25 protein-coding genes are annotated in these 26949 nt (G+C 59.4%); 4 read left to right on the top strand and 21 right to left on the bottom strand.

Annotation, left to right across the window (positions count from 1 at the left end; all coding sequences use genetic code 11):
• Nucleotides 1-165: 165 nt before the first annotated feature.
• From leuA to hrcA, 13 genes are all read right to left on the bottom strand, one after another.
• Nucleotides 166-1944, bottom strand: a complete 1779-nt coding sequence (leuA, locus tag AACZ26_RS06940; protein WP_339620206.1) for a 2-isopropylmalate synthase — start codon at nucleotides 1942-1944, stop codon at nucleotides 166-168.
• A gap of 236 nt (nucleotides 1945-2180) precedes the next feature.
• Nucleotides 2181-3575, bottom strand: coding sequence for an FtsX-like permease family protein (locus tag AACZ26_RS06935; protein ID WP_339620204.1), 1395 nt, complete (start codon nucleotides 3573-3575; stop codon nucleotides 2181-2183).
• On the bottom strand, nucleotides 3572-4333 hold the full coding sequence (locus AACZ26_RS06930) for an ABC transporter ATP-binding protein (protein ID WP_339620202.1): 762 nt from the start codon (nucleotides 4331-4333) through the stop codon (nucleotides 3572-3574). Before AACZ26_RS06930 ends, AACZ26_RS06935 begins: the two co-directional genes overlap by 4 nt.
• A 73-nt stretch (nucleotides 4334-4406) precedes the next feature.
• Nucleotides 4407-5054, bottom strand: coding sequence for a response regulator transcription factor (locus tag AACZ26_RS06925; protein WP_339620200.1), 648 nt, complete (start codon nucleotides 5052-5054; stop codon nucleotides 4407-4409).
• On the bottom strand, nucleotides 5051-6223 hold the full coding sequence (locus AACZ26_RS06920) for a histidine kinase (protein ID WP_339620198.1): 1173 nt from the start codon (nucleotides 6221-6223) through the stop codon (nucleotides 5051-5053). Before AACZ26_RS06920 ends, AACZ26_RS06925 begins: the two co-directional genes overlap by 4 nt.
• A gap of 100 nt (nucleotides 6224-6323) precedes the next feature.
• Nucleotides 6324-7223 carry a GTPase Era gene (gene era, locus AACZ26_RS06915; protein WP_339620196.1) on the bottom strand — a complete coding sequence of 300 codons (900 nt, stop codon included), beginning with the start codon at nucleotides 7221-7223 and terminating at the stop codon, nucleotides 6324-6326.
• Nucleotides 7220-8530 (bottom strand): hemolysin family protein, encoded by a 1311-nt coding sequence (locus tag AACZ26_RS06910; RefSeq protein WP_339620194.1) that lies wholly within the window; start codon nucleotides 8528-8530, stop codon nucleotides 7220-7222. The genes era and AACZ26_RS06910 overlap by 4 nt, the downstream gene beginning before the upstream one ends.
• A 6-nt stretch (nucleotides 8531-8536) precedes the next feature.
• The gene (ybeY, locus tag AACZ26_RS06905; protein WP_339620192.1) at nucleotides 8537-8998 is read right to left on the bottom strand and encodes an rRNA maturation RNase YbeY; all 462 of its coding nucleotides are present in this window, start codon (nucleotides 8996-8998) and stop codon (nucleotides 8537-8539) included.
• 1 nt (nucleotide 8999) lies between these two features.
• On the bottom strand, nucleotides 9000-10049 hold the full coding sequence (locus AACZ26_RS06900) for a PhoH family protein (protein WP_339620190.1): 1050 nt from the start codon (nucleotides 10047-10049) through the stop codon (nucleotides 9000-9002).
• The gene (locus AACZ26_RS06895) at nucleotides 10039-10389 is read right to left on the bottom strand and encodes a histidine triad nucleotide-binding protein (RefSeq protein WP_339620188.1); all 351 of its coding nucleotides are present in this window, start codon (nucleotides 10387-10389) and stop codon (nucleotides 10039-10041) included. Before AACZ26_RS06895 ends, AACZ26_RS06900 begins: the two co-directional genes overlap by 11 nt.
• A gap of 17 nt (nucleotides 10390-10406) precedes the next feature.
• Nucleotides 10407-11138 carry a 16S rRNA (uracil(1498)-N(3))-methyltransferase gene (locus AACZ26_RS06890; protein ID WP_339620186.1) on the bottom strand — a complete coding sequence of 244 codons (732 nt, stop codon included), beginning with the start codon at nucleotides 11136-11138 and terminating at the stop codon, nucleotides 10407-10409.
• A 6-nt stretch (nucleotides 11139-11144) separates the two neighbouring features.
• Nucleotides 11145-12242, bottom strand: coding sequence for a molecular chaperone DnaJ (gene dnaJ / locus AACZ26_RS06885; RefSeq protein WP_339620184.1), 1098 nt, complete (start codon nucleotides 12240-12242; stop codon nucleotides 11145-11147).
• 23 nt (nucleotides 12243-12265) lie between these two features.
• Nucleotides 12266-13288 (bottom strand): heat-inducible transcriptional repressor HrcA, encoded by a 1023-nt coding sequence (hrcA, locus tag AACZ26_RS06880; RefSeq protein ID WP_339620182.1) that lies wholly within the window; start codon nucleotides 13286-13288, stop codon nucleotides 12266-12268.
• A gap of 211 nt (nucleotides 13289-13499) precedes the next feature.
• Here hrcA and AACZ26_RS06875 point away from each other — a divergent pair, with 211 nt between their 5' ends.
• Nucleotides 13500-13898 (top strand): DUF4870 domain-containing protein, encoded by a 399-nt coding sequence (locus tag AACZ26_RS06875; protein ID WP_339620180.1) that lies wholly within the window; start codon nucleotides 13500-13502, stop codon nucleotides 13896-13898.
• Between the two features lie 91 nt (nucleotides 13899-13989).
• Complete coding sequence (locus AACZ26_RS06870; RefSeq protein ID WP_339620178.1) at nucleotides 13990-14364, top strand: DUF4870 domain-containing protein; 375 nt, start codon at nucleotides 13990-13992, stop codon at nucleotides 14362-14364.
• A 14-nt stretch (nucleotides 14365-14378) separates the two neighbouring features.
• Here the strand turns inward: AACZ26_RS06870 and hemW are convergent, their stop codons facing one another.
• The gene (gene hemW, locus AACZ26_RS06865; RefSeq protein ID WP_339620176.1) at nucleotides 14379-15629 is read right to left on the bottom strand and encodes a radical SAM family heme chaperone HemW; all 1251 of its coding nucleotides are present in this window, start codon (nucleotides 15627-15629) and stop codon (nucleotides 14379-14381) included.
• 102 nt (nucleotides 15630-15731) lie between these two features.
• On the opposite strand from hemW, the gene AACZ26_RS06860 reads away from it, so the two are divergent.
• A complete protein-coding gene (locus tag AACZ26_RS06860) occupies nucleotides 15732-16403 on the top strand; it encodes an HAD hydrolase-like protein (RefSeq protein ID WP_339620646.1) in 672 nt (223 codons plus the stop codon).
• A gap of 19 nt (nucleotides 16404-16422) precedes the next feature.
• Here AACZ26_RS06860 and AACZ26_RS06855 read toward each other — a convergent pair whose 3' ends face one another.
• From AACZ26_RS06855 to AACZ26_RS06845, 3 genes are all read right to left on the bottom strand, one after another.
• On the bottom strand, nucleotides 16423-17019 hold the full coding sequence (locus AACZ26_RS06855) for a DUF1990 domain-containing protein (protein ID WP_339620174.1): 597 nt from the start codon (nucleotides 17017-17019) through the stop codon (nucleotides 16423-16425).
• A 4-nt stretch (nucleotides 17020-17023) separates the two neighbouring features.
• Complete coding sequence (lepA, locus tag AACZ26_RS06850) at nucleotides 17024-18892, bottom strand: translation elongation factor 4 (RefSeq protein ID WP_339620172.1); 1869 nt, start codon at nucleotides 18890-18892, stop codon at nucleotides 17024-17026.
• Between the two features lie 112 nt (nucleotides 18893-19004).
• Nucleotides 19005-19403, bottom strand: coding sequence for a DUF4190 domain-containing protein (locus AACZ26_RS06845; protein ID WP_339620170.1), 399 nt, complete (start codon nucleotides 19401-19403; stop codon nucleotides 19005-19007).
• Between the two features lie 408 nt (nucleotides 19404-19811).
• On the opposite strand from AACZ26_RS06845, the gene rpsT reads away from it, so the two are divergent.
• A complete protein-coding gene (gene rpsT, locus AACZ26_RS06840) occupies nucleotides 19812-20072 on the top strand; it encodes a 30S ribosomal protein S20 (RefSeq protein WP_339620168.1) in 261 nt (86 codons plus the stop codon).
• A gap of 119 nt (nucleotides 20073-20191) precedes the next feature.
• Here rpsT and holA read toward each other — a convergent pair whose 3' ends face one another.
• From holA to leuS, 4 genes are all read right to left on the bottom strand, one after another.
• A complete protein-coding gene (gene holA, locus AACZ26_RS06835) occupies nucleotides 20192-21220 on the bottom strand; it encodes a DNA polymerase III subunit delta (protein ID WP_339620166.1) in 1029 nt (342 codons plus the stop codon).
• Nucleotides 21221-21251: 31 nt separating this feature from the next.
• The gene (locus AACZ26_RS06830) at nucleotides 21252-23633 is read right to left on the bottom strand and encodes a ComEC/Rec2 family competence protein (protein WP_339620164.1); all 2382 of its coding nucleotides are present in this window, start codon (nucleotides 23631-23633) and stop codon (nucleotides 21252-21254) included.
• The gene (locus AACZ26_RS06825) at nucleotides 23630-24220 is read right to left on the bottom strand and encodes a ComEA family DNA-binding protein (protein ID WP_339620163.1); all 591 of its coding nucleotides are present in this window, start codon (nucleotides 24218-24220) and stop codon (nucleotides 23630-23632) included. Before AACZ26_RS06825 ends, AACZ26_RS06830 begins: the two co-directional genes overlap by 4 nt.
• A 62-nt stretch (nucleotides 24221-24282) precedes the next feature.
• Nucleotides 24283-26889, bottom strand: a complete 2607-nt coding sequence (gene leuS / locus AACZ26_RS06820; protein ID WP_339620162.1) for a leucine--tRNA ligase — start codon at nucleotides 26887-26889, stop codon at nucleotides 24283-24285.
• Nucleotides 26890-26949: the final 60 nt, after the last annotated feature.

Genomic DNA, 26949 nt, shown 5'->3' with positions numbered 1-26949 from the left:
ATGCGCACTCAACCACCAGCTCTGCGCAGATTTCCTGAATTTCCAGAAGTGCGGGCCAGACGTACTGACCAAAAGTGCGGACCGAAAGAGCGCGCATCAAGAACTGCGCGCTCAAAGACAAACGCCCCACAGCACAGAGCTGCGGGGCGTTTGCAACAAGCGAAACTAGCCAGCGACCAGTTCAGATTCGGGAGCATTCTGGTTTGCGCGAACCCAACGGTTGACCGCTGAGACGATCGCCTTGAGGGATGCACGGGAGATATCCCCGTCGATGCCGACGCCCCACAGGCGTTGCCCGTTGATATCGAGCTCGACGTAGGCAGCTGCTTGCGCGTTACTTCCTGCGCTCATGGTGTGCTCGACGTAGTCGTAGAGCTTCACTTCGATACCTTGGCCCCGCACAGACAGCATGCCGAGGAACGCGTCGATCGGCCCGTTTCCCACGTGGCTGGTGTCCACCTCAGCATCATCGACGCGGAGTCGCGCTTCGAGAGTTACTTCACCATCATTGGCGCTTGTCGTACGGGTCGCGAGAAGCTCGTAGCGGCCCCACTTTTGCTCGGCGTGCTCTGCGGATGCCGGCAGGTACTCATCCTGGAACGAGGTCCAGATTTGGTCGCTCGAAACCTCGCCACCTTCGGAGTCGGTCTTCGACTGGACGACCCCGCTGAACTCGATCTGCAGCTTGCGAGGCAGGTCGAGGTTGTGGTCGGTCTTGAGCAGGTAGGCGACACCACCCTTGCCCGATTGCGAGTTGACGCGCACGACCGCCTCGTAGCCGCGACCGACATCCTTGGGATCGATTGGCAGGTAGGGAACAGCCCAGACCAGATCGTTGACGTGCTTGCCTTCGCGTTCGGCTTGAGCCGCCATCGACTCGAAGCCCTTTTTGATGGCGTCTTGGTGCGATCCACTGAATGCCGTGTAAACGAGGTCGCCGGCCCAGGGGCTGCGTTCGTGCACTTTCAACTGGTTGCAGTGTTCTGCGGTGCGACGAATTTCGTCGAGGTCGCTGAAGTCGATCTGCGGATCAATCCCCTGCGTGAAGAGGTTGAGGCCCAGCGCAACGAGGTCGACGTTTCCGGTGCGCTCACCGTTTCCGAACAGGCACCCCTCGATGCGGTCGGCACCGGCCATGTAGCCGAGCTCCGCCGCAGCGATTCCGGTTCCGCGGTCATTGTGCGGGTGCAGCGAGATGATGACGTTCTCGCGGTGGTTCACGTGTCGCGACATCCACTCGATGGAGTCGGCGTACACGTTGGGGGTTGCCATTTCAACGGTGGCGGGCAGGTTCAGGATGACCTTGCGCTCCGGCGTGGGTTCGAAGACTTCGAGCACCTGGTTGCAGATATCTACCGCAAATTCGAGCTCGGTGCCGGTGTAGCTTTCCGGCGAGTACTCGTAGTACACCTCGGTTCCCGGGACCATCGCCTCGGATGCTTTACAGATTCGAGCGCCATTGAGGGCGATATCGATGATGCCCTGCTTGTCTTTGCGGAAGACGACATCGCGCTGCAGCACGCTCGTCGAGTTGTACAGATGAACGATCGCTTGCTTCGCGCCCTTGATCGACTCGTAGGTGCGCACGATGAGCTCTTCGCGGGCCTGAGTGAGCACCTGAATCGTGACGTCGTCCGGGATTGCGTTCGTCTCAATGAGCGAGCGAACGAAGTCAAAGTCGGTCTGACTCGCCGAGGGGAAGCCCACCTCGATCTCTTTGTAGCCCATTTTGACGAGCAGATCGAACATGATCCGCTTGCGTTCGGGACTCATCGGGTCGATCAGTGCCTGGTTGCCATCGCGAAGGTCAACGGCGCACCATCGCGGTGCTGTCGTGATTCGCTTCGACGGCCACGTGCGGTCCGGCAGATCAACAGAAATGATCTCGTGAAACGGACGGTACTTGTGGATCGGCATCGGGGATGCGCATTGATTGTTTTTCATGTGAAGCTCCTGCTGTTCTCAGGCCTTGTGGGCCACTCATAACGGATTGGTCAGCCAATGACAAACTCCGCGACGAGTGAGGCCTGGATTAGGACTCGTCGCGGCAGCTAAGGAGGAGCAAACCGAAGAACACGGATTCAGACTAGCACTGTGCAGCACTTCGCCGTCCAGTCGTCGACTAACACGCCTCACGACCCCGCCACAGGTGAAGGGCGGGGCCATGCAATCGGGCGCGATTAGTCGACGGCGAGAGCTTCCACGGGCGTAATACGGGTCACTCGGCGAGCGGGTGCGATTGCCGCGGTCAAGGCGAGACCACCCGCAAGGAGCACTGTCGCGACGAGGATCCACCACGGGATGACCGGAAGCACGAACACGGCTGAACCCGATGTCGAGCCGAGCAGAGACTGAGCGCCCGCCCAGCCATAGAAGGTGCCCAGGATCAACCCCACTAGGCTCGCCGCGATCGTCAGTTGCGCGCTCTCCACACGGATCATTGCCCGTAACTGTGCGGCCGTGAATCCGAGAGCTCGCAGCAGCCCCAACTCGCGAGTTCGCTGCACAATGCTCAACGACAGGGTGTTGACGAGGCCTACGGCCGCAATAATCGCGCTGAATCCAATCAGGATCGAAAATGTGCTCGATACGACCGTGAGGGCATCAGCGGCACTGTCAATCTCCCCGTATGCAGGAGAACTCATCATCATGTGCCGAAAGCTCTCCGTCGCGACAGCGAACATCGTGATGAGCGTGACTCCGATCACAAGGCCCAGGGTGATCCGAGTGCTGCGCTCGGGATAACGGAGCGCATTTTTTGCTGCGAGTGTGCCTGACGCGCCGCGCCCGATAAGCGATCCGATTGCGCGCAGTACGCGCGGCATCACGAATTGCGCGCCGAGAATGAAGCCAGTGAATGACATCACGCCTCCGACGAGCGAGATGAGCATCCCTAATTGTGTCGCTAGGCCAACGAGCATGCCGAGCACAACGACGCCCATTCCGACCCCGAACAGTAACGTCGATAATACGATTCGCTGCAATTGCGGTTTTCCCGATGCGTCAAGCGAGTCGATGGATGCTCCTAACGCTTGCATAGGAGTGACGGTGAGCACCCGTCGCGCTCCGATCCACGCCGCGAGCCAGGTAGTGAGGGCTACGCCAATGACAGGCAATAGTGCGATCAGATCAAAGAAGCTGTATGCACTCGCGGGCAACACATCCGCGGCTTGTGCGAATTGAAATATCGCGAAGGCGGTCACAGCGCCGACAATTGCCCCCGCAGCGGTGCCGACGGCGCCGACGATTAGCCCTTCGCGAGCCACTTGCGTCCGTTGGCTGCGCGCACTGCCGCCGATGAGACGGACGAGCGCAATGGTGCGGGTGCGGCCTGCGATCACGGTGGCGAAGGTATTAGCGGTGACGATCGAGCCCACGTAAACCGAAATAACGATAAACACGAAAGCCAACACGTTCAGGGCCAATCGAAACCCCGCCCAGTGGCCGAATTCATCATTCAGGGCGAGAGCGGTGGCCAGGTTATTAGTGAGCTGCAATAGCGCGACGCCGAAGGCACTACTCAAGGCTGCTACGAGGATGCTGGAGGCGTGATCGCGAAGATTCAGCAACCTCACGATGCCGTCTCCATCTCCAGCATGAACCGGCTGATGTCGGACGCGCTTGATCGGCCACGGTCATCCACGACGCGTCCGTCTGCCAAGAAAATGATGCGATCGGCATAGCTCGCAGCGATCGGGTCGTGGGTGACCATCGCGATACTTTGACCGAATTCTGAGCTTGCAGCCGCCAGGAGCGAGAGCACTTCACGACTCGTGCGGGAGTCGAGATTTCCGGTTGGCTCATCAGCAAATACGAGTTCCGGGCGCGAGCCGAGTGCCCGAGCAATCGCGACTCGTTGCTGTTGTCCTCCCGAGAGCTCATGCGGGCGATGGCTTAGGCGTTCGCGCAATCCCAAGGAGTCGACCAATTGTTCGATCCAGCCACGCTCCGTCGTTGACGGAGACCTTTCATCGAGCTGAAACGGAAGCAATATGTTTTGCTCGATATCGAGAGTGGGTACGAGGTTGAATGCCTGAAAGACGAACCCCACACGCCGACGCCGAAGCATCGTCAACTCGGTGTCGTCAAGATCAGTAATATCTGTCGATCGAAGCCACACTCGTCCAGAAGTCGCCGTGTCGAGGCCGGCGAGAATGTGCATGAGTGTCGATTTGCCGGAACCGCTCGGCCCCATGATTGCTGTGAATTCCCCGGCACGGATGCCCAGCGAAACGTCACTCAGTGCTGTCACTTGTGTTGAGCCTGAGCCGTACGATTTTGAGAGGTTTTCGACCCGAGCAATGATCTCGGATCTCCCGCTTGAATTGTCCATACGTCAAGCTTGTCGCGGTCATGCCGCGAGCGAATCAGCCTGCAGTGTCGACCGCGTCATCCTTGAGGATGACTTAGGCGAGCCCATTCTCATAGGCGTAGACGACAAGCTGAACTCGGTCGCGCAGCCCGAGCTTCGTCAGCACTCGACTGACGTGAGTCTTGACTGTCGCTTCACTCAAGAATTCTGCTTTCGCGATCTCGGCGTTACTGAGGCCACGCGCCGCCAGCACGAAGATCTCGCGCTCTCGTGCGGTAAGCGTTTCGAAGGAGTCCGGCTGCGCTCGGGGAGCACTGCCAAAGTGTTCGAAGAGCTCCCGGGTCGCGGCAGCGGCAATAACGCTTGTGCCCGAATGTACCGTCCTAATCGCAGCGAGCAAGAACTCGGGGTCAGCATCTTTCAGCACAAAGCCGCTCGCGCCAGCCCGAATCGCGCGCGCGGCGGCCTCATCTAAGTCGAACGTCGTCAGCACGATAACGCGGGGAAGCTGAGCATCCCTCCCCGCAAGAATCGCTCGCGTTGCCTCGATGCCATCCATCACGGGCATCCGAAGATCCATCAGCACAACATCGGGCCGCGTTTCAGCAACCGTGCTGATCGCTTCAGCACCGTCGCCGGCTTCCCCAACACACTCAAGGTCAGCCTGGGAGGAGACGAGCATCCGGATGCCCGCACGAAACAGTGCTTGATCGTCGACAAGGGCGACACGGATGACGCTCATCGAGCCACGGGCATCGCGACGACGACTTCAAAGTGGCTGCCCTGATCTCGTATGGTCAAATCTGCCCCCGTCAATTGCGCTCTTTCTCGCATCCCCACAAGGCCATGCCCCACCTGTGGTTGCGGGCTTTCGTGAGCACTCGCACCATGAGATTTGTAGTCGTTAGTCACCGACATTGTGACGATGCCCTCGCCCCAATCTATTACCAGAGCCGCGGGCTGAGAAGTATCACCGTGTCGGAGCGCATTGGTCAGAGCTTCTTGAACGATTCGATAAAGTGCGATCTGTTGGCCCGCAGGGACGATGAGAGAACTGCCGTTTTCAGTGACGACGACATCGAGCCCCGCCGAACGAATCTGTTCGACCAGGGACGTGATGTCGGCGAGCCCAGGCTGTGGCCCCGCTATTTGACTGTGCCGCAGTTGGCCCAACAGCAATCGAACATCAGTGAGCGCTTCGCGAGCGGTTCCAGAAATTGTGGACAGGGCGCGTTCAGCGGAGGCAGGGTCCGCCGCCGAGGCATAGCGCGCACCGTCCGCTTGCGCGATCACTACCGCAAGTGAATGCGCCACGACATCGTGCATATCTCTTGCGATCTGGTTTCGTTCATGCTCGATCGCGGCAATCTGCTCAGCAACTACCCTGCCGCGCTTGTTTTCTCGAGAGATCGCTTGGGTTCGAGCAAGCAGCCCCGCAGTCCAACTCAGACAGAGAAGTGCGAGCATCCCTCCCAGAATGACCGCAAACAAGAAGATGCTGTCTGAGGACGGCGAAACCTCAAGCGCGCCCCACCCACTCTTCAGAGACGGAATCCAAGTGACAACGACGAGATAAGTCGCGCCGAGCAGAGAGCCAACCACGGCCGAAACTAGGCCTATTATCTGGACCCTGCGTGAACCAAACCGCGCCGTGGAGAAGAGCACCACGAGAATAGCCAAGTTGGCCGCGTCGACCGGCACGAGAAAAGCCATTTGTGTGAGCGCAGCGACCCACGACACAGCTAGGGCGATCGCGGGGCTGAGTCGCCACAGAGTGAGCGCAATTCCCAACGCGATCACCACGAACCACAGGGGCACAACGTCGATGCCGATGAGCATGCGCAGGGCAGTGACGACAATCGCAATGCTCGCGTCAACGATGAGAGCACCGCGCGAAAGTGTGCGGATCATGACAGCAACGCTACGCGGCTGGGAGACCGAAACGCTCGAAATACCCACGATCGGCAACCAGAATCATCCTTGCGATGTACACGAGGATGGGCGCCGGGCGTTAAAAGCCGAGACGTCCCAGCTGCTTCGAGTCTCGCTGCCATTCCTTAGCGACCTTCACGCGAAGCGAGAGAAATATTTGCTTCCCGACAAGCTTCTCAATCTCGGCTCGAGCACGAGCGCCAACATCCTGCAGGCGTTCGCCTCCCTTGCCGATAATGATGCCTTTTTGGCTATCGCGCTCGACGAAGATGTTCGCAAACACTTCAAGGAGATTTTTATCTTCGCGCTCAATCATGTCGTCAATCGTGACTGCAATCGAATGCGGCAGTTCGTCCATGACGCCTTCGAGCGCAGCTTCGCGGATAAGTTCTGCCACTCGCGACTCTGTCGACTCGTCGGTGACAGCGTCGTCTGGATACAGCGCGTGTGACACCGGCATGAGCTTCACGAGTTCCGTCGAAAGAATGTCGAGTTGGATATCGTCGAATGACGAGATCGGAATGATTTCGTCCCAATCGCGTAGTTCGGCCACTGCTTTGAGCTGTTCCGCGACGCCCGGGCGCGACGAGGCATCGATCTTCGTCACAATCGCTACCTTCTTGGCTCGAGGAAAAGCATCCAACTGCTCATTGATGTAGCGGTCGCCAGGGCCGATCTTTTCGTTGGCCGGAATGCAGAGGCCAATGACGTCGACCTCGCCCAAAGTGTCTTGCACGATCGAGTTGAGTCGTTCACCGAGCAGAGTGCGCGGACGGTGCATACCCGGCGTGTCGACAATGATGAGCTGTCCGTCTTTGCGATGCACGAGCCCACGGATGGCGCGGCGAGTCGTTTGCGGCTTCGACGACGTAATCGCAACCTTCTCCCCCACAAGCGCGTTGGTCAGCGTGGATTTTCCCACGTTGGGGCGACCAACAAAGGTCACGAACCCTGCTCTGAATTCACTGGTCTCAGTCACTGGGATTCACCGTTTTCTTGTTCATTCGCGCGTAAGTCGTTCTGGTCTGCGAGCCACGGGTCACGTCCCACCAGCACAGTGCTGATGCGTTTGCGACGACCTTCGGTACGTTCTGCTGTGAGCACGAGGCCCGAGTAATGGGCGACCGCGCCGCTTTCGGGCAGTCGTCCCAGGGTCTTCATAATGAGTCCACCGACGGAGTCGACTTCGTCATCGTCAAGCTCAAGGCCGAAGAGGTCGCCAAGTTCGTCGATAGGAAGGCGAGCGCTCACTCGGAACGATCCATCTTTCAATTCTTCGAACTCAGCAACTTCACGATCGTACTCGTCCGAAATATCTCCGACGAGTTCTTCGATGAGGTCTTCTAGCGAGACTAGTCCTGCGATACCGCCATATTCGTCAACCACCATCGCAAGGTGGTTCGATTCGAGTTGCATCTGGCGCAGGAGACTGTCTGCCCGCTGCGATTCGGGCACGAACAGCGCGGGCCGGGCAAGAGCTTGGGTCGTCAGTTTGTCTGCTTCGGCCGGCTGTTCGTAGACGACACGAGCGATGTCACGCAGGTACAGAACGCCCATCACCTGATCGATGTCATCACCAATTACGGGCACGCGAGAAACGCCGCGGCTCAAGAAGAGCCCCATGGCAGCACTTGCTGTGACATCCGCTTCGACCGTCACCATGTCGGTGCGTGGAATCATTACCTCGCGAATCACGGTGCTATTGAAGTCGAAAATAGAGTGGATGAGGTCACGATCGTCTTGATCGAGAACCTCATGTTCGGTGGCCTCGTCGACCATGCTCAGCAGTTGCTCTTCGCTTGAGAATGTTGCGGTGCGAGGGCGACCCGGCGTTACGCGGTTGCCGATTGCAACGAGCGCATCAGCAATCGGACCCAAAATTACGCGGATGCCGCGAATGAGCCGCGCCGAGACCTGCAGCACCTTGCGCGAGTGAGCTCGACCGACGCTTCGAGGGCTTGAGCCGACGAGTACGAACGATGCTCCCGTCATGATCAACGCGCTGAGCAGCAGCACCAGCCACCATTGTTCAAAAGTGGAGGCAAAGACCAGGGTCACGAGAACAGCCGCAGTCGTCTCCACGACGATTCGCATGAAGTTGAGCGCGTTGATGTGGGCGCCCGTGTCGTGCGAAATCGCGAGGATTGACTTCTTCGCGCGGCTGCGGCCTGCAAGTTCGACAAGGTCGCTGCGGCTCAGCACTGTGAGCGCTGAATCAGCGGCAGCGAGCAGTCCACCGAGCGAGACCAAAAGGACCGCAACGGTGATAAAGATACCGATCAGCATGACCGGCTACTTACTTCGCTCTGCCAGAGCGAACCCCAACAGAATTTCGCGTTGGAGGCCAAACATCTCTTTTTCTTCGTCAGGCTCGGCGTGGTCGAAGCCAAGCAAGTGGAGCAGACCGTGGGTTGTCAGCAGCAGCATTTCGTCAAGAGGCGTATGCCCGGCCGTCTCGGCTTGTGAAATCGCAACTTGAGGGCACACGACGATATCGCCGAGCAAGCCGGCTGGAGTCTGGCGGTCTTCAGTGCCAGGGCGCAGCTCATCCATCGGGAAGCTCAAGACATCGGTCGGGCCCGGCTCATCCATCCACTGCACGTGAAGCTGCTCCATGGCTGCCTCATCGACGAAGACGATGCCCAGTTCGGCATCCGGATGCACGTGAAGCTGGTCGAGGGCGAAGGTGCACAGTCGCTGGAAGGCGTGCTCGTCAACTTCTATAGCTGACTCGTTGTTGATCTCAATCGACACGCTAGCGCCTCTCGTGGTTGCGGCTGCGCTTGGGCGGCCGATTATTGCGGTTGTAGTCATCACGCTGCTTTTCGGCATCGTAGGTTGTGTAGGCGTCTACGATTTGGCCGACGAGGCTGTGCCGGACCACATCTGCGCTCGATAGCTCAGCAAAGTAGATGTCGTCGATCTCACGCAAGACTTTGGAGACGAGCTTGAGCCCGCTCGCGCCTTCAGGAAGATCCACCTGAGTGATGTCGCCGGTGATGACCATCTTGGAGTCGAAGCCGAGACGTGTGAGGAACATTTTCATCTGCTCCGGCGTCGTGTTTTGCGCTTCGTCGAGCACGACGAAGGAGTTGTTCAAGGTGCGGCCGCGCATGTATGCCAGTGGCGCAACCTCGACGGTGCCTGCGGCGAGCAATTTAGGCACGAGCTCGGGATCCATCATGTCGTTGAGAGCATCGTAGAGCGGACGCAGGTATGGGTCGATTTTGTCCGTGAGGGAACCGGGCAAGAAGCCGAGCCGTTCCCCCGCTTCGATTGCCGGACGGCTCAGGATGATGCGATCAACCTCTTTGCGCTGCAACGCTTGCACAGCTTTCGCCATCGCCAAATAAGTCTTTCCGGTGCCGGCGGGACCGATACCGAAGACGATGGTGTTGTTGTCCATCGCATCGACGTATTGTGCCTGACCGAGTGTCTTGGCCCGGATGGCTTTGCCCCGTGCCGTCAGAATAGTTTCGCCGAGCAACTGCTTGGGGCTGCCTTGATTACCGCGCAAGATCTTCGCGGAAGAATCGACTTCGATCTCCCCCAAATCGTGTCCACCACGCACCATCGTCACAAGTTCGTCGACGAGTTCCTTTGCTGCCTCGATCGACGAAGGCTCACCACTCAGGGTGATCTCATTGCCCCGAACATGCATTTCTACATCCGGAAACTTGCTTTCGACGACTTTCAGCAGCCGATCGTGCGGGCCAAGTAGTCGCACCATGGCGACACCGTCTACTTCAATCGAGACGCTCTCGCGCGCTATCGAACCTGCGAACTCAGAGTCACTAGTGACCAAGGGTGCCTTCCTCGAGGTTTCCGCCGAGCACATGAGCGTGCACGTGGAAAACAGTTTGTCCAGCGTTTTCGCCGGTGTTGAAAATCAGTCTGTACTGCCCGCCTGCAAGTTCGTCGGCAAGCGATTGGGCTACCGAAACCAGTTGGGCCAAAAGTGCAGGATCGCCCGCTGCCAATTCCGTGACATTCGCAAACTGCTCAGTCTTCGGCACGACGAGAACGTGCACCGGCGCTTGAGGCGCAATGTCTCGAAACGCAATCATCGAATCCGACTCGAAGACAATATCCGCGGGAATTTCACGAGCGATGATCTTGGTAAAGATCGAAGGAGAATCAGACATAGCTCTAGCCTAAACCTCTAGCTCCAACGGCCAAGCTTGACGTTTAATGCTGCCAGAGCTGCTGGGCCCGCGGTAGACGTGCGTAACACTTCACTACCCAATCGAATGGTGGATGCTCCGGCCGCTGTCAAGAGCTCGAGCTCGTGATCCGCGACGCCACCCTCCGGGCCCACAACGAGGAGGATGTCACGATCGTCTACCTCGAGTTCGGCCAGTGTCTCCGTCGCTGTGGGTTCAAGCACGAGCATCCGAGTCGTTGAGGCAAAGCTCGCCAGTTGTTTAGTGCTTACGAGATCGAGCACATCGGGAATCCAACTGCGCAGCGACTGCTTGCTCGCTTCGCGCACGATGGCAGCCCAACGGTCGCGGCCCTTGGTGATCTTGGGCCCCTGCCACCGCGAAATACTCCGCGCGGCCGACCAAGGAATCACGCCATCCACGCCGAGTTCAGTCGCCACTTGAACGGCGAGCTCATCGCGATCGGCTTTGGCTAAAGCCTGAGCCAGAAAGACGGCGGGCGTGCGCCGCGGCGACTGCGTGACGTCGGCAACCTCGATCGTGAGCTCGGTGTGCTCTGCCGTGACAATGGGGCCAGAAACGATCAGGCCCGCGCCATTGCCGATTGCGATTGTCTCGCCGACTGAAAGACGAGAAACCGTGACGGCGTGGCGCGCTTCAGCATTGCCTAAAGAAACGGACGCACCAATGCCAACGTCACCGAGTTCTTCATCGATGTAGAGATGTGCCATGAGCGCCTAGAGGAAACGGTCGCGAAGTTTCGCGAACAGTCCCTGTTGGAATTCGGCGAAGTGTGGTTGCTTGCTCTTGCGCACAGCAGCGAGCTGTTTCATGAGCGTCTGCTCCGCACCGCTGAGCTTTGTCGGGGTCACCACTTGGATACCCAAGCGCAAGTCGCCACGTCCGCTACCGCGAAGGCTCGTGATGCCACGATCGCGGACCGTGAGAACTTCACCACTTTGAATACCCGGTTTGATGTTCACTTCGATCTCACCGTCGAGGCCATCGAGCTTTACCTCGGTTCCCAGAACGGCGTCGATCATTTCCACCTCGACGGTGGCAAGCAGGTCATCTTCGGCGCGGCTGAATACGTCGTGGTGTCGAACCTTTATCTCAAGGAAAAGGTCACCGTGGGGCCCACCAGCAGGACCGACTTCACCCTGGCCGGGCATTTGCAAACGAAGTCCAGTTTCGACACCGGCAGGGATGTCGACCGAGATCGTGCGCTGAGCACGAACGCGACCCTGTCCCGCACATGTTGCGCAGGGGTTCACGATGATGTTGCCGTAGCCACGGCACGTGCCACACGGGCTTGACGTCATGACATTTCCGAGAAGGCTACGCACCTGGCGCTGAATCTGGCCGCTGCCCTGACAGATATCGCAACGAACGGGCGAACTACCGGGAGCCGCACAGCTTCCTTCACACGTTTCGCAGAGCTCGGCAGTGTTGATCTCGATATCGCGGGTCACGCCAAACATCGTGTCTTTCAGACTCACTTCAACGCGAAGAAGCGCATCCTGGCCACGCTCACGGCGTGAACGGGGGCCAGCAGTTTGACCACCGCCGCCGCCAAAGAACGTCTCGAAGATATCCCCGAAGCCAAAGTTTCCGCCGCCGCCGAAGCCACCGCTGCCACCCATGTCATATTGCTGACGCTGCTGCGGATCACTCAGCACGTCATACGCGTGAGTAACCGTCTTGAAACGCTCCGACGCATCCGCGCTGGGATTGACGTCGGGGTGCAACTCGCGAGCGAGCTTGCGGTATGCCTTCTTGATTTCCTCCGGGGTCGCTTCGCGGGCAACGCCGAGGGCTTCGTAGTGATCTGCCAAAGTTCCGATTGCTCCTTACGAGCTCAGTTGTCTTCCAAAAGTCGCGATAGGTACCGCGCCACTGCGCGAACCGCCGCCATATTGTTCGAATAGTCCATGCGCGTTGGGCCGAGAACACCCAATCGCGAAACACCACCGCCGGATGAGGAATACCCTCCCGTGACGACAGATGTCTCTTCTAATCCAAATTCTGCGTTCTCTCGCCCAATGCGAGTAGAAACAGAGCCATTTGCCACTTCCATCTCTCCAAAGAGGCGCAACAACGTTACTTGCTCTTCTATTGCCTCAAGCACAGGGAAAATGCTGCCGTTAAAGTCTTGCTCAGTCCGCGCAAGGTTTGCTGTGCCCGCCAGCACGAGCTTGTCGGCGCGGTTTGCCAGCACCTGCTCTACCAAGCTCGATGAGATCTGGGCAACGAACGCCTGGTGTTCACGCGGAAACAGCTCGGGGAAGTTCGCGAGTCTCTCCGCCGCTTCTGGAAGCGACTGACCCGTGAGCGCAGAGTTCAGCTTGGCGCGAACTTCTCCCAAGAACACCTCGTCGAAGTGCTCGGAAACATCGATAAGACGCTGCTCCACCCGACCAGAGTCTGTAATAAAGACAGTCATGATGCGAGTGGGATGCAACGGAACGAGTTCCACATGACGCACGCGAGCCGTCGCCAGCGAAGGGTACTGAACAAGCGCCACGCTGTTAGTCAATTGCGAAAGCAAACGTACAGAACGAGCAAGCACGTCATCCAAATCGTCAGCCTGACCGAGGAACGACTCAATCGCCTGGCGCTGAGCACTCGTCAACGGGCGAAGATCAGCCAGCTGGTCGACAAACATGCGATAGCCCTTATCGGTCGGCACTCGACCCGACGACGTATGGGGCGCGGTGATGAGCTCTTCGTCTTCGAGCAAAACCATGTCATTGCGAATAGTGGCCGCTGACACCCCAAAAGAGTGGCGTTCAACGATCGACTTCGACCCGACAGGTTCGCGCGTAGCAACGTAGTCCTGCACGATGACTCGCAGCACATCAAGTCCGCGGGCGGAAACCATGCCACCACCCACCTCTCTTGATTGGCACTCAATCCGTTCGACTGCCAATCTTACTCGACACACCGCGACACAACCGTTGCACCGCGCGAGTCATAGCGCTAGCGTGTCTGTGTACTTGAGCGCTACCTTTTTGTGGAAATGCTCAGGTGTGACACCGAGCACTTTGATGAAACCCGGGAAGTTCCCTCGTTCACCTGAAAGGCACGAACATATGACTGACGCAAATCCGCAGCCCGCAGCACCGCAGCCGGCAGCTCAACTGACCGAGGCTGAGGACAAGCAGTGGGCTTCATTCGCTCACCTCGGCGGAATCCTCGGATTCCTGCCCGCGCTTATTATCTGGCTCGTGTTCAAGGACCGCGGCGCCTTCACGAACACTGAAGCGAAAGAAGCACTGAACTTCCAGATCACCCTAGCAATCGGACAGGTCGCGCTTTTCGTCCTCGGCCTGGTTCTTACCGCCGTCACGTTCGGGCTCTTTGCGATCGTGCAAACGCTCCTGAGTTTCGCGCTCTGGGCTCTAGGACTGGTTTTCTCGATCATCGGCTTCACAAAGGCGAAAGAGGGAAATAACTACCGTTACCCCTTCGCGCTTCGCCTCATCAAGTAATTCTGCTTATCGGCTGAGCCGATAGGGCGTAGCCCCGAGAGCTTCTGCTCTCGGGGCTACTTTTTTAGCCAATGCACGCTTTAATGGGGTCATGTCAGATTCCACACCACCTCCCACTTCGCCCTACGCACCAGTCCAGCCGATGAGTCCGAGCGACGAGAAGCTCTGGTCAACACTGATCCACGTGGGTGGAATCTTGTTCGGATTCATTCCCGCACTCGTGGGGTACCTCGTGTTGAAAGACCGTGGACCCTTTGTTCAGGCTCACACTCGCACTGCACTTAACTTCCAGATCACCATGGCCATCGCCTACGTGATCTCGCTGTTCCTCATGCTGATTCTCATTGGCTACCTTACGATCATCGCTGTGGGCATTCTCGTGCTGGTTTTCAGCATCATGGGAGCCGTCGCCGCCAACAACGGCCAAGCGTTCAAGTATCCGCTGACCATCGAGTTCATCAAGTAACTCGATTTTTCGCTCTAAATGGGGGCGTCTGCTAGCAATCGCCGCACGACGGCATCCGCGAGCAGGCGCCCTTTAAGCGTGAGGGTGAGGGTTCCCTTGAACGCCGCGGGAGCATCCACCAGTTCATCGGCAATGAGCCCGGCGACTGCCGTGCGACCTTCAGCATCGAGCGTTGCCGTTTTCAAACCGCCGCGAACACGCGCCCGCAGAAGTACATGCTCAAGATATTTACTGGAGTCCGCGAGTGTTTCGCGCCCGGCTCCCGGAGAATGGCCAGCGGCGATTCGATCAGCGTAGGCGGCCGGATGCTTGACGTTCCACCAGCGAACGCCCCCGACGTGACTGTGAGCCCCCGGGCCAACACCCCACCAGTCATTACCTAGCCAGTAGCCAAGATTATGACGGCTTGCGTGGCTGATGGCAGGGTCTTCGTCGCGCTTCGCCCAGTTGCTGACCTCGTACCAGTCGTAGCCCGACGCTGCGAGTTTCTTATCGGCCAGCTCATACATGTCTGCCTGCAAATCGTCATCCACCGGAGCAACATCGCCGCGCTTAATCTGCGCCGCCAGCTTCGTACCGGTCTCGATAATGAGCGCGTACGCCGAGATATGGTCGGGGTTTTGCGCGATGGCGTGATCGAGCGAGCGCTCCCAATCGGCCAATGACTCCCCCGGCGTACCGTAGATCAGGTCGACACTGACGTCGAGCTCGACCTCGCGCGCCCACTTCACGACGTGCGGAACCTTCTCGGGATCGTGGGTGCGTTCCAGCGTCGCGAGCACGTGCGGAACGGCCGACTGCATACCGAAAGACACTCGAGTGAAGCCAGCCTTCTTGAGCGCGAGGAGATAGTCACGGTCGACCGAGTCAGGGTTGGCTTCAGTCGTGACCTCGACGTCATCCGTGAAGCCCCACGTGTCGCGCGCGGCGGCGAGCATCCGCGTGAGATCCGTGACGGGAAGCAAAGTGGGCGTGCCGCCGCCAAAGAACACCGTCGATGCTTTGCGCGGTGCGACACCGGCATTAGCTAGCACCGTGGATGCTTGCCGAATCTCTGCGATTGCTTCGGTGGCATAGTCAGAACGTTTTGCTCCGCGAAGCTCCTCGCCCGTGTAGGTATTGAAGTCGCAGTACCCACAGCGAACACGGCAGAACGGAACGTGAATGTAGACGCTCCATTCCCGCTCGTGGGAACCGACAGCGACGCTGTCGGGCAGGGCGCCGTCGAGAGGGGCAGGATCAGCAATCGGCAAAGCACCTGGCACGAACTAACCCCTAACACATGGTGAAGAAAGCGTGCCCGGTGTCGCAGTGACGGGCACTGGTCAATTGTCTCACCTCCTACGTGGGAGCATGGATGCGTGACTATGCACATCCTGTGGGACATCGACGGAACGCTCATCCACAATTCGCGCGACGGCGCCGCTGTCTATCTTGAGGCTTTTACTCACGTCACGGGCGCTGCCCCGCACGCCTTGATCACCAACCCGCACGGACAGACCGAGGGTCAAATCCTCACCGCCCTGCTCGAACTCAACGGTCATCCCGCCACCATGCTGGACGATGTGCTCACCGAACTGGATCGGCGCACTCACGCCCTGCACGAGAGTGGCTACGTGCGCACTCCGGTGGCCGGGGGTCCGGATGCTCTGCTCGCCGCTACACGTCACGGCTGGGCAAACGCGCTCCTCACGGGCAACGGCCAGCAGCACTCCCGCGTGAAACTCACCGCGGCGGGCTATGCCGAAGAGGACTTCGACTGGACCAACTCATTCTTTGGTGATCGCTCGCCCGACCGACATCACCTCACCGCACTCGTCGCAACAGTTCTCGGCGATCAGCCCCGAGTGATTGTCGGCGACACTCCCAACGATGGCGTAGCCGCTGATTCCGCAGGCATCCCCTTCATCGCTGTGGCGACCGGCGCCTATACGGTTGCTGACTTGCGCGACACAAGTGCGCTCGTCGTCGTTGATGACCTCGTCAGCGGTCTCGACGATGTGCTCGGCGCAATCGAAGAACTCGACAAGCGGGGCTAAGAACGGCTCTGCGCTGGCGTTAAACCGGTGCGGGAATCGCTCCAGCGAGGGCGCGCAAGTAGCGGCCGACCACGATGTACTGGAACACCCGAAGAGCGGGAGAGAGCAGCATCCACTTCAAGGAAGCGGGCCGCGAAAATGACCGCACCGTCATCCAGACTGAGTTATCGTCTCGACGCTCCACCATGAACGACTCTTCACCGCGAAGTGGATGCCCTTCTAACGTTCCGTAGGCAGAACCAGCAACAGTGGGGTCGTCGACGACATACACGACGCGCACTGGCTCGTGAGCGGTCAGCCGCCCGCGACCGATGGAGAGCACGATAGTGTCGCCGGGCCGCACGTGAGGATGCTCGACACTATCCGCTGAGAGGTCGCGCAATTCCCCGAGCGGATCGCGAGGAAGAAGGGTCACGCCGAATCCACTTCGACGCTTAACACCCCAGGTCAGAATCTGTTCGCGCGCGAAAATCCACCGCGTTTCACCGTGACCGATGCGCGCGCTTCGCTCTACGCGACGAAAGCCGGCGGGCGGGAGAACAGTGAACGTGCTGCCACGCGTGGCACCCACAGCTCCGTAGGTAACAGGAGCATTGGGGTAGGTGCGGGCATCCATGGGTCTATTTCTTGTCTTTGCCGGCTTCAACTTCACCGGAAAGGGCGGCGATGAAAGCTGCCTGTGGAACTTCAACACGACCGACCATCTTCATGCGCTTCTTGCCCTCCTTCTGCTTCTCAAGGAGCTTGCGCTTACGGCTGATGTCACCGCCGTAGCACTTAGCAAGAACATCTTTGCGCATCGCACGGATTGACTCACGAGCGATGATGCGTGCACCGATCGCAGCCTGAATCGGAACCTCGAACTGCTGGCGCGGAATGAGGTTCTTGAGACGCTCTGTCATGAGCACCCCATAGGCGTAGGCCTTGTCACGGTGCACAATCGCACTAAAGGCGTCAACCGCTTCGCCCTGGAGCAAGATATCAACCTTCACAAGGTCGGCTTCCTGGTCACCGCTGGGCTCGTAGTCGAGACTCGCATAACCCTGGGTGCGGCTCTTGAGGTGGTCAAAGAAGTCGAACACGATCTCGCCAAGAGGCATCGTGTAGTGCAGTTCGACTCGGTCTGTGCCGACATATTCCATGCCCTGCATGGTTCCACGACGGGACTGGCACAGTTCCATTACCGTGCCGACGAAGTCTTTAGGGGTCAGGATGGATGCCTTCACCATGGGCTCGGTCACGCTGGCGATCTTGCCGCCAGGGAACTCGCTCGGGTTAGTAACCGTTGTGAGCTTCTTGTCGTCACCCATGACTTCATAAATTACCGACGGCGCGGTAGCGATCATGTCGAGGTTGAACTCACGCTCAAGACGCTCACGCACGATCTCCAAGTGCAACAGTCCCAAGAAGCCGCAACGGAAACCAAAACCAAGAGCCACGGATGTTTCGGGCTCATACACTAGGGCGGCATCCGACAACTTCAACTTGTCGAGCGCCTCGCGCAACACGGGATAATCAGAACCATCGATCGGGTAGAGCCCCGAGAAGACCATCGGCTTGGGTTCGGAATAGCCCTTGAGTGCTATTTCGGCCGGCTTGGCGTGGTTCGTGACGGTGTCGCCGACCTTGCTCAGGCGAACATCCTTAACACCGGTGATGAGGTAACCCACCTCACCGACGCCGAGTCCCTTCGTCGGAGTTGGCTCAGGCGAGCTCACGCCGATTTCCAGCAGCTCGTGAGCCGATTTCGTCGACATCATCATGACCTTCTCGCGAGGCGAGAGCTGGCCGTCGACCATACGGACATAGGTGATGACGCCACGGTAGGCATCGTAAACCGAGTCAAAAATCATGGCGCGGGCCGGAGCATCCGCATTTCCGACCGGAGCGGGGATGAGGCGCGTTGCGGCATCGAGAAGCTCAGGAACGCCCATGCCAGTCTTACCCGACACCCGCAGAACGTCAGCGGGTTCGCAACCGATAAGGCCCGCAATCTCTTCGGCATACTTGTCAGGATCAGCCGCCGGAAGGTCAATTTTGTTGAGCACAGGGATGATCGTGAGGTCATTCTCCATCGCCAAATACAGGTTGGCGAGAGTCTGAGCCTCAATACCTTGGGCGGCATCCACAAGAAGGATTGCTCCCTCACAAGCGGCAAGCGAACGCGAAACCTCATACGTGAAGTCGACGTGCCCGGGAGTATCAATCATGTTGAGGGCGTAGGCCTGCTCTTTGCCGTTGTCATCGGTCAGCGACCACGGCATACGAACGGCTTGGCTCTTGATCGTGATGCCGCGCTCACGCTCAATATCCATACGGTCGAGGTACTGCGCCCGCATATCGCGGTCGCTCACGACCCCCGTGACCGACAGCATACGGTCAGCGAGGGTCGACTTGCCGTGATCGATATGCGCGATGATGCAAAAGTTGCGGATCAACGCGGGATCGGTCGAAGCAGGCTCAAGTGTGTAAGAGGCGCGAGGAGACATCCGCCCAATTCTCCCATGAAGCCGACGTTCCTGCGCGCACCCGCCGAATACGACAGGCCAACACCCTCACGAGAGCGGAAGCGCGGCCACCGCACAGGGCACCGAATCGGTGCTAGACCGCTGCCATCAGGAGAAGAAACGGCACAAACGCCACCGCGCCAACCAGCAGGATCAGCACCCAACCGAAGGTCGCAACGCACGCCAGAACGATTCCCCAGATGGAGAAGCTGCGACCCGATGGCTCATCCCGCAAGCCAAAGACACCCAAAATCACGGCAGCTAGCGGCACCACGATGCTCTGCGCGAAGAAGAAGGATGCGATACCGAAACTGAGCGCAAGAATGCTCAGCGTTCGAGACGCCGCGGGCTGACTGCTAGCGGATGCCGGAGCTGCAGAAGCAGTCGGCTCAGCGGGGTCAGCAGAGTCAGCAACCAGCGGCGACTCGCTCAGAACATCACCAGACGCAGAGGAGGACGGGGAAGCGGAAGAAATAGTGGGTGAAGAAGTCATGCATCAAGCATAGAAAAACGCTGCAGCTTCAGTAATCGGGGTAACCCCCGAAATCGCCCGGGGAAGAACCGCCCTAAGCGCCGAGCTCCCAGCCTTGACGAGCTTTTACCCCCAGCGCAGGCGTGGCATCCCGCAGACACAGCAACGGTCACTACTCTTGACCTCGTCAACATGTTGTTGCAGCGGCTAAACACTCTCAGCGACAGGGCAAACTTAGTTTGTTCGGCGCTGGGGTCGCGCAATTGCTCCGCAATTGCCATAGCTCCACCGCGCTGGTAACATTGCCTGTTGGCTTATGCATATGGTTCTTTGTCGAACAGTATGCGCATCGCGGCCGGGAATCAGAACACCGATTCTCTTCCACGGCCGCCCACCATCTCTGATCCACAAACAAGAAAGCACATACACGTGGCAAATATTAAGTCGCAGATCAAGCGCATTGGTACCAACAAGAAGGCTCAAGACCGCAACCGCCAGGTCAAGAGCCAGGTCAAGACCGCCATCCGCGCAACCCGCGAAGCCATCAAGGCTGGCGACAAAGAGACCGCCATCGCGCGCCTCAAGGCAGCATCCAAGTCGCTCGACAAGGCTGCAGGCAAGGGCGTTCTGCACAAGAACCAAGCAGCAAACCGCAAGTCGGCTATGGCCAAGCAGGTTGCAGCTCTCTAAAGCTCTCTGATCGGCACTACGCCGACCACACAAAAGCCCCTACCGTTCGCGGTGAGGGGCTTTTGTTGTTAATGAGTAACAGCGGCAGCCAGCAGCAACTGCTCGCCAGATCGCTCGTTCTAGCGGATGCCGCGAGCGGCAACCACAGAAATCATGCGTTCCAGAGCAAAGACCGGGTCGCGCCCTAAGCCTTTCACTTGGGCATCCGTATCTGCGATCGCCTCGATGGCGGAGCCAAGCCCCGCATCGCTCCAGCCCCGCAGATCTTTCATAGCCCGGTCAGCCTGCCACGGTGCCATGCCAAACGTTTTCGCTGCTTGACCGGATGACATTGAGCCTCCCGAGAGTTTGGCCATCGTGCGAAGTTTCGCCGCGAAGGCGGCAACAATCGGTACCGGGTCAGCACCGGAAGCTAGAGCATGACGGAGAAGTATGAGTGCTTCTCCGGAACGACCTGCAATTGCAGAATCTGCCACCTTGAAAGCGTTGGTTTCGACTCGGCCCGAATAGTAGCGGGCTACAGTTGCTTCGTTAATTTCATCGGCATCATCAGCGAGGAGTTGCTGACATGCTGCCGCTAGTTCCGCTAAGTCGGCTGAGAAAGCCGAGACAAGTGTTCGCAGAGCCCCAGGTGTAACGCGTCGACGCTGTGCGGCGAACTCGGAAGACGCGAAATCGTACTTCTCGGCATCTTTCTTGAGCTCGAGGCACGCAATCTCGATACCGCCGCCCTTGCCTGCACGGATCGCGTCGAGCAGTTTCTTGCCGCGTACTCCCCCGGCGTGACGAAGAATCACATAGGTGTCGTCCGCGGGCGCTTCGAGATACGAGAGTGTTTCGGTGATGAAAGCGTCGGTGCACCTCTCGACGTTCGTGACCCGAATCATCCGAGGCTCGCTGAACAGTGACGGGCTCGCGAGACTGATGAGTTCGCCCGGACCGTAGTTGTCAGCTTCGAGGTCATTAACTTCGAGGCTGGGATCTTCGACTTTCAAGGTATCGCGCAGCATGCGAATAGCCCGGTCGGCAAGAAAACTTTCGGTGCCGCTGACAAGAATGATGGGCGCGGGCCGCACCTTGTTCCACGCCAGCTGCGGGATCGCGACTTTGGACTTCGCCGGCGATCGGGCGGGGGTTCTGGCGGCCACAACTCTCCTCAATTTGAACTGCGAACCTAGCCTAATGCCGGGCGCCCACATCCCTCTCCGACCACACAGAAACCACGCCAGGCTGCCTCGTGGGCGAGACCAGCACGAGTCCGGCCAGATCACTGCGCGCGACGGCTGTGCCCGCATCGTCGAGCATCGCGAGCGCGTCGGCGGTCGGATGCCCGTAGCCGTTATCGGCGCCTACTCCGATAAGTCCGAGTGTGGCCTGCAATTCGGCATAAAGAGCCGGACGTTGGTCTCCGGAGCCGTGATGGCTTACTTTGACGACATCCACTCGCTTGAATGTGTGGTTGACGTCAAGGCGCGATTGAGCGCTCTCCCCTAGATCGCCTAAGAAGACCGAACTGAGGCAGTGGCGCTGACAATCCGAGCGTGGCCGGAACTCGACGACTACGCTCGCGTCGTTACCCGCCTCGATACCGGACAGTTGCGCGGGCGGCCAAAGAACACCCCACTGCAACTCGCCAAGCTGGCCGCGATCGCCGGCACTGACTTCGACGACGTGCGCCCCAGCAGCAGTCACAGCGTCAAGCAGCGAGTCATCAGCGGGTGACCCGCTTGGGCCCACGATCACCGCATCGGCTCGCCCTATCACGGCATCCGTGCCACCAACATGGTCGTGGTCAAAGTGTGTCAGCACGAGCAAGTCGATTCGGTCGATTGATAGGCGATCGAGGCAAGCTTCGAGCAGTTCTGGTTCTGCCCCGGTATCAATGAGAGCTATCTCATCGTCACTGCGTATTACCACCGCATCACCTTGGCCCACATCACACTGAGCGAACTGCCAATCCCTCGGCCAGGTCAACGCTGCGCTCACTCCAGACCCCACCACTACCGCCAGAGCGAGCGTGGCCGCAATCGCGAGCGACATAAGGGCGCGTGTCCGCCAGATCCCGCTAGCCATCAGCGCGCAAAGCAGCAACACCGTGAGCACGCTGAGCGTCACCACCCCCACCCAACCCTCCCACCATGGGATGCGGGACCACGGGGCCCCGGCAAAGAATTCCGCTACCGCGGCAACCCATGCAGCTGGCAGCCACGCGATCCACATCAGCACGAGCCCGAGCAAGGGAAGCAGCGAGAGCGCAACGCACGCAGCGAGACCAACAACCGTCGCAATCGGCGCGGCGGGCGCTGCAAGTACGTTCGCGATGACCCCGTAGGTGGGCAGTGAGGGCTGCAAAAGGAGCAATACGGGTTGGCAGGCGAGTTGAGCCGCCAAGGGCACAGCGATCACGAGCGACAGCCAACGCGGCATCCAGCGACCTAAGAACTGCGCAAGAGGTTCAGCGAAGAGAAGCAACCCAGCCGTGGCGAAAACAGAAAGCACAAAGGCAAAGTTGCGCGAAAGCCACGGATCGAAGACTAGTAAACCGATCGTCGCGAGCGACAGCACTGCCATGCCGCGGATCGGCCTACCACCGCCGAGCGCAACCAGCACGAACGTCGCCATGAGCGCCGCGCGCAGCACGCTCGGATCGGGAGTGACGACGATCACGAACGCCACCAGCACGAGGATTGAGAGACCGATGCGCACTGCACGATTCGCTCCCGCCCGCGCGCCAAGCGCCATGATGAGCCCGACGACTATCGCGCAGTTCGCGCCTGAGACAGCCGTGAGGTGACTCAGCGAGCTCGCCTTCATTGCGGCGTCGAGATCATCGCTCACGGCAGTCGTGTCGCCGATCGCAAGCCCGCCAAGAAGCTGACCGCCGCCACCGGGGAGCTGAGCAGTGGCCTTCGCGAATGTTTGTCGCAATTGGTTAGCCCAGTCGAATTGCCACTCGGGCGCGGCACGCCACTGCGGTGCCTCAGAGGCGAAAAGCAACACTGCCCGCCCGTCGCCGGGCTCGGTGCTGGCAAGTGTGCCCGTGACCGAAAACTCGACACCGATGCCCCAAGGCTCAACCGCGCTCTCTTCGAATGCCGCCACACTGCCGCGCTGATCGTCGCTCGATTTCTCCTCGCGCCCGCCGAATCCGCTTCGTTCGGTAAAGATAAGAGCGGGTGAGTTAAGCTGCAGCACCTCTTCGTTGATCTCTAGCCGCGTGATGGTGGCTGGGAAGAAATCTGCATCCGCACGCAGCGCAGAAGTTGTCGTCGCTGTCGCGACAACGGTTGCGTGCTGCTCAGCCACCTCCCTGAGCATGGCTGGTTGACGATCTTCGGAATGGAGAGCCACTGACGTAGAACAGAGCGCGGCGAGAGCGCAGCCCAACGCAAGGCTCGCGAGGACTCGGCGTGCCCTCAGAAGCACAATCGCGGTGAGAACGCCGGCGAGTAGCCACAGCACGATGGCGATCACAGGCGCCCAGCCCGGGACCCCAATCACCAGAACGGCCACGACCCATGCTGCGGCAACGGGGAGGCTCAACCGCAGATCGAGCCTCATACTGTGACCAGATCGCGAAGTCCTTCGAAGGTAGCGTCACCAATCCCTGCAATATTTCGCAGGTCATCGACACTCGCGAAGCGACCGTTAGCTTCTCGCCACGCCAAAATGCGGGCGGCCATTGCTGGCCCGATGCGAGGCAGGGTGTCGAGCGCTGCGGCATCCGCCGTGTTCAAATTCACACGACCATCGGACGCGGCAGCGGCGTCAACGTCGTCACCTGCTGCAGGAACAGCGAACTGCTCTCCATCGGTCAATAAGCGCGCAAGATTGAGTTGATCACGGTTTGCTTCGTCGGTGAAGCCCCCGGCGGCAGCAATCGCATCGATAACGCGCGAGCCCTCGGCCAGCTCAAAGAGTCCCGGGCGCATCACTGCGCCTGTGACGTGCACGAAAAGGGACGGCGACTCAACGACGATCGCATCGCCGCCTGAGCCCAATTCGCCGCGCGCGATCTCAACCGCAGTAGGGCTACCGGTGAGCGCGGTCGCAAGCACCGCACAACCGAGCGCGACGAGCACCACGACGATGACTGCGCCGACGCGCACTCGCAAGCGCGCCTTACGAGCCTGCTCAAACTCTTCCACTCCCACAAACTAAGCGCGCCCCGATTGCTCGGAGCGCGCTTAGTTAAAACGTGTGGACTTGCTTAGCCTCCGGCGGGCTGTTGACGAGTCGCGATGTTGACGAGCTTGGGCGCCCGCACGATCACCTTGACGATTTCGCGGTCACCGACGGTGCGCTTGATCGCTTCGGATGCCATGGCGAGAGCTTCGAGGTCGGCGCCGTCAATCTTGGGCGAAACTTCGAGGCGGTCACGAACCTTGCCATCCACCTGCACAACGGCCGTCACCGACTCCTCAACGAGGAGCGACGGGTCAGCCTTGCGCCAGCCAGCGAGTGCAACAGTGGGCTCGTAGCCAAGCTTTTCCCACATCTCTTCTGCCGTGTGCGGTGCGAATAGGCTCAGCGCGATCGTGATGACTTCTGCCGCTTCACGAACTGCCGCATCGCCGCCACCAGCACCGGTGTCGATGGCCTTCCGGGTGACGTTGACGAGATCCATGATGCGAGCAACGAGCACGTTGAATTTCAGCGACTCCGCGAGGCCGGGGCCATCAGCGAGGAAGCGGTGGGTGGCACGACGCAGCGTAGTGTCGCCCGTCTTCCACTCGATCTCGGGAGCACTCGTGACATCCCGCACCACACGGAACGCTCGAGCCAAGAACTTGTGCGACGCCGCAGGCGACACGTCCTCCCAGTTGATGTTCTCTTCGGGCGGGCCAGCGAAGGCCAGCGTCAGACGCAGAGCATCGGCACCGTGCTCAGCAATTTCGCCAGAGAAGGTGACGGCCTTGCGGCTGCGCTTCGACATCTTCTTGCCCTCAGACAGAACCATGCCTTGGTTGAGCAGCGCGCTAAAAGGCTCCGTGAAACTGACGTAACCGAGGTCGAAGAGCACCTTGGTAATGAAGCGCGAGTAGAGCAAGTGCAAAATTGCGTGCTCGACGCCACCGACGTACTGGTCGACGGGAGCCCACTTCTCAGCCTCGGCCGGGTCGAAGGCCTTGTCGGGATCATTCGGCGACAGGAAGCGCAAAAAGTACCACGAGCTGTCAACGAAGGTGTCCATTGTGTCGGCGTCGCGCAGGGCTGGGCTGCCATCGCGCGGGTCCTCAACGTTGATCCAGTCTTCGGCCCCGGCCAATGGCGACTTGCCCTTGGGCTTGAGATCGAGGCCCTCGGTCGACGGCAACTCAACGGGAAGCTGATCGAAAGGAACCGGAATCAGCTCGCCATCCGAACCGTGGATGATCGGGATGGGGGTTCCCCAGAAGCGCTGACGACTGATCAGCCAGTCGCGCAGACGATACGTCTTCGCGGCGCGGCCAGTGCCAGCAGCTTCGAGCTGTTCCACGATCTTCTTGATCGCATTGTTCTTGCTGAGCCCGTCGAGCGGACCCGAGTTGATCATGCGGCCATCGCCCTGCAACGACTGACCTGTATCGCGGGGGTTCAGCGGTGGCAGGTCATCGGGCAGAATCGCCATACCGTTTTCGTCGAGCTCAAGAACAGGAATCGCACCGGTGATGGGCGCGTTCGTGTCGAGCACAACGCGCACCGGCAGGTCAAACTTGATCGCGAATTCGAGGTCGCGCTGGTCGTGTGCGGGCACAGCCATCACGGCACCGTGGCCGTAGTCGGCCAGCACGTAGTCTGCAGTCCAGATCGGGATGCGCTCCCCCGTGACCGGGTTGATCGCAAAACGGTTCAGCGGGATGCCGGTCTTGGTACGCGTGGCATCCTTGCGTTCGATCTCGGTCTGCTTTTGAGTCTGCTCGAGGTAGCTCGCGAAGGCGGCCTTGGTCTCGTCATCGGAACCCTCAACGAGTTCCGCGGCGAGGTCTCCGTCTGGGGCGACAACCATGAAGGTCACACCGTACAGAGTGTCGGGGCGCGTCGTGAAGACGGTGACTTTCTCGTCACGACCTTCGATCTCGAAGTCGACATCCGCACCAACAGAGCGACCGATCCAGTTGCGCTGCATCGAGAGAACCTTCGACGGCCACGCACCTTCGAGCTGGTTCAAGTCATCGAGTAGGCGGTCGGCGTAGTCGGTGATCTTCAAGTACCACTGCGTGAGCTTCTTCTTGACGACGATCGCGCCCGAACGCTCGGACGTGCCATCGGCCAGAACCTGCTCGTTCGCGAGAACGGTCTGATCTACCGGGTCCCAGTTGACCCAGGAATCCTTACGGTACGCGAGGCCCTTTTCGTACATCTTGAGGAACAGCCACTGGTTCCACTTGTAGTACTCGGGGTCGCTCGTGTGCAGAACGCGGTCCCAGTCAAAGGAAACGCCGTAGAGCTTCATGCTCTTCTTCTGCTGGTCGATGTTGTCGTAGGTCCAGCCACGAGGGTCGATGCCGCGCTCGATCGCCGCGTTCTCCGCGGGCAGGCCGAACGAGTCCCAGCCGATGGGGTGAAGTACGTTGAATCCGCGCTGACGCCAATAGCGCGCCGCGATGTCACCAAAGGCGTAGGCCTCGGCGTGACCCATGTGAAGGTCGCCCGAGGGGTAGGGGAACATATCAAGGATGTACTTGCGCGGGCGCTTGTCGTCCGGGTCGCTCGTCGCGAACGGCTTGAGCTCTTCCCACTTGGCTTGCCACTTGGCGTGAATGGCGGCTACGTCGTAGTCCGAGGCACCATCGCGATCGTCGTGTGCACCAGCAAAGTTAGGCTGCTCAGTCACGTAAACACTCTCAATTCGTTACAGGGAAGTTCCAAGATTACCCAACACACGGCCGCGCTC

The sequence above is a fragment of the uncultured Salinibacterium sp. genome (genome assembly GCF_963974405.1).
Lineage (GTDB): Bacteria > Actinomycetota > Actinomycetes > Actinomycetales > Microbacteriaceae > Rhodoglobus.
Note: the sequence above shows the minus strand (reverse complement) of the source record. Positions and strands in the feature narration are given on the sequence as shown.

Bases quoted from the DNA above. Each gene is read 5' to 3' on its own strand.
- leuA (WP_339620206.1), bottom strand. From the start codon at position 1,944: ATGAAAAACAATCAATGCGCATCCCCGATGCCGATCCACAAGTACCGT.
- AACZ26_RS06930 (WP_339620202.1), bottom strand. From the start codon at position 4,333: ATGGACAATTCAAGCGGGAGATCCGAGATCATTGCTCGGGTCGAAAAC.
- AACZ26_RS06925 (WP_339620200.1), bottom strand. From the start codon at position 5,054: ATGAGCGTCATCCGTGTCGCCCTTGTCGACGATCAAGCACTGTTTCGT.
- AACZ26_RS06920 (WP_339620198.1), bottom strand. From the start codon at position 6,223: ATGATCCGCACACTTTCGCGCGGTGCTCTCATCGTTGACGCGAGCATT.
- AACZ26_RS06910 (WP_339620194.1), bottom strand. From the start codon at position 8,530: ATGCTGATCGGTATCTTTATCACCGTTGCGGTCCTTTTGGTCTCGCTC.
- AACZ26_RS06895 (WP_339620188.1), bottom strand. From the start codon at position 10,389: ATGTCTGATTCTCCTTCGATCTTTACCAAGATCATCGCTCGTGAAATT.
- AACZ26_RS06890 (WP_339620186.1), bottom strand. From the start codon at position 11,138: ATGGCACATCTCTACATCGATGAAGAACTCGGTGACGTTGGCATTGGT.
- hrcA (WP_339620182.1), bottom strand. From the start codon at position 13,288: ATGGTTTCCGCCCGCGGACTTGATGTGCTGCGAGTCATCGTGCAGGAC.
- AACZ26_RS06875 (WP_339620180.1), top strand. From the start codon at position 13,500: ATGACTGACGCAAATCCGCAGCCCGCAGCACCGCAGCCGGCAGCTCAA.
- AACZ26_RS06870 (WP_339620178.1), top strand. From the start codon at position 13,990: ATGTCAGATTCCACACCACCTCCCACTTCGCCCTACGCACCAGTCCAG.
- AACZ26_RS06860 (WP_339620646.1), top strand. From the start codon at position 15,732: ATGCACATCCTGTGGGACATCGACGGAACGCTCATCCACAATTCGCGC.
- AACZ26_RS06855 (WP_339620174.1), bottom strand. From the start codon at position 17,019: ATGGATGCCCGCACCTACCCCAATGCTCCTGTTACCTACGGAGCTGTG.
- lepA (WP_339620172.1), bottom strand. From the start codon at position 18,892: ATGTCTCCTCGCGCCTCTTACACACTTGAGCCTGCTTCGACCGATCCC.
- AACZ26_RS06845 (WP_339620170.1), bottom strand. From the start codon at position 19,403: ATGACTTCTTCACCCACTATTTCTTCCGCTTCCCCGTCCTCCTCTGCG.
- AACZ26_RS06830 (WP_339620164.1), bottom strand. From the start codon at position 23,633: ATGAGGCTCGATCTGCGGTTGAGCCTCCCCGTTGCCGCAGCATGGGTC.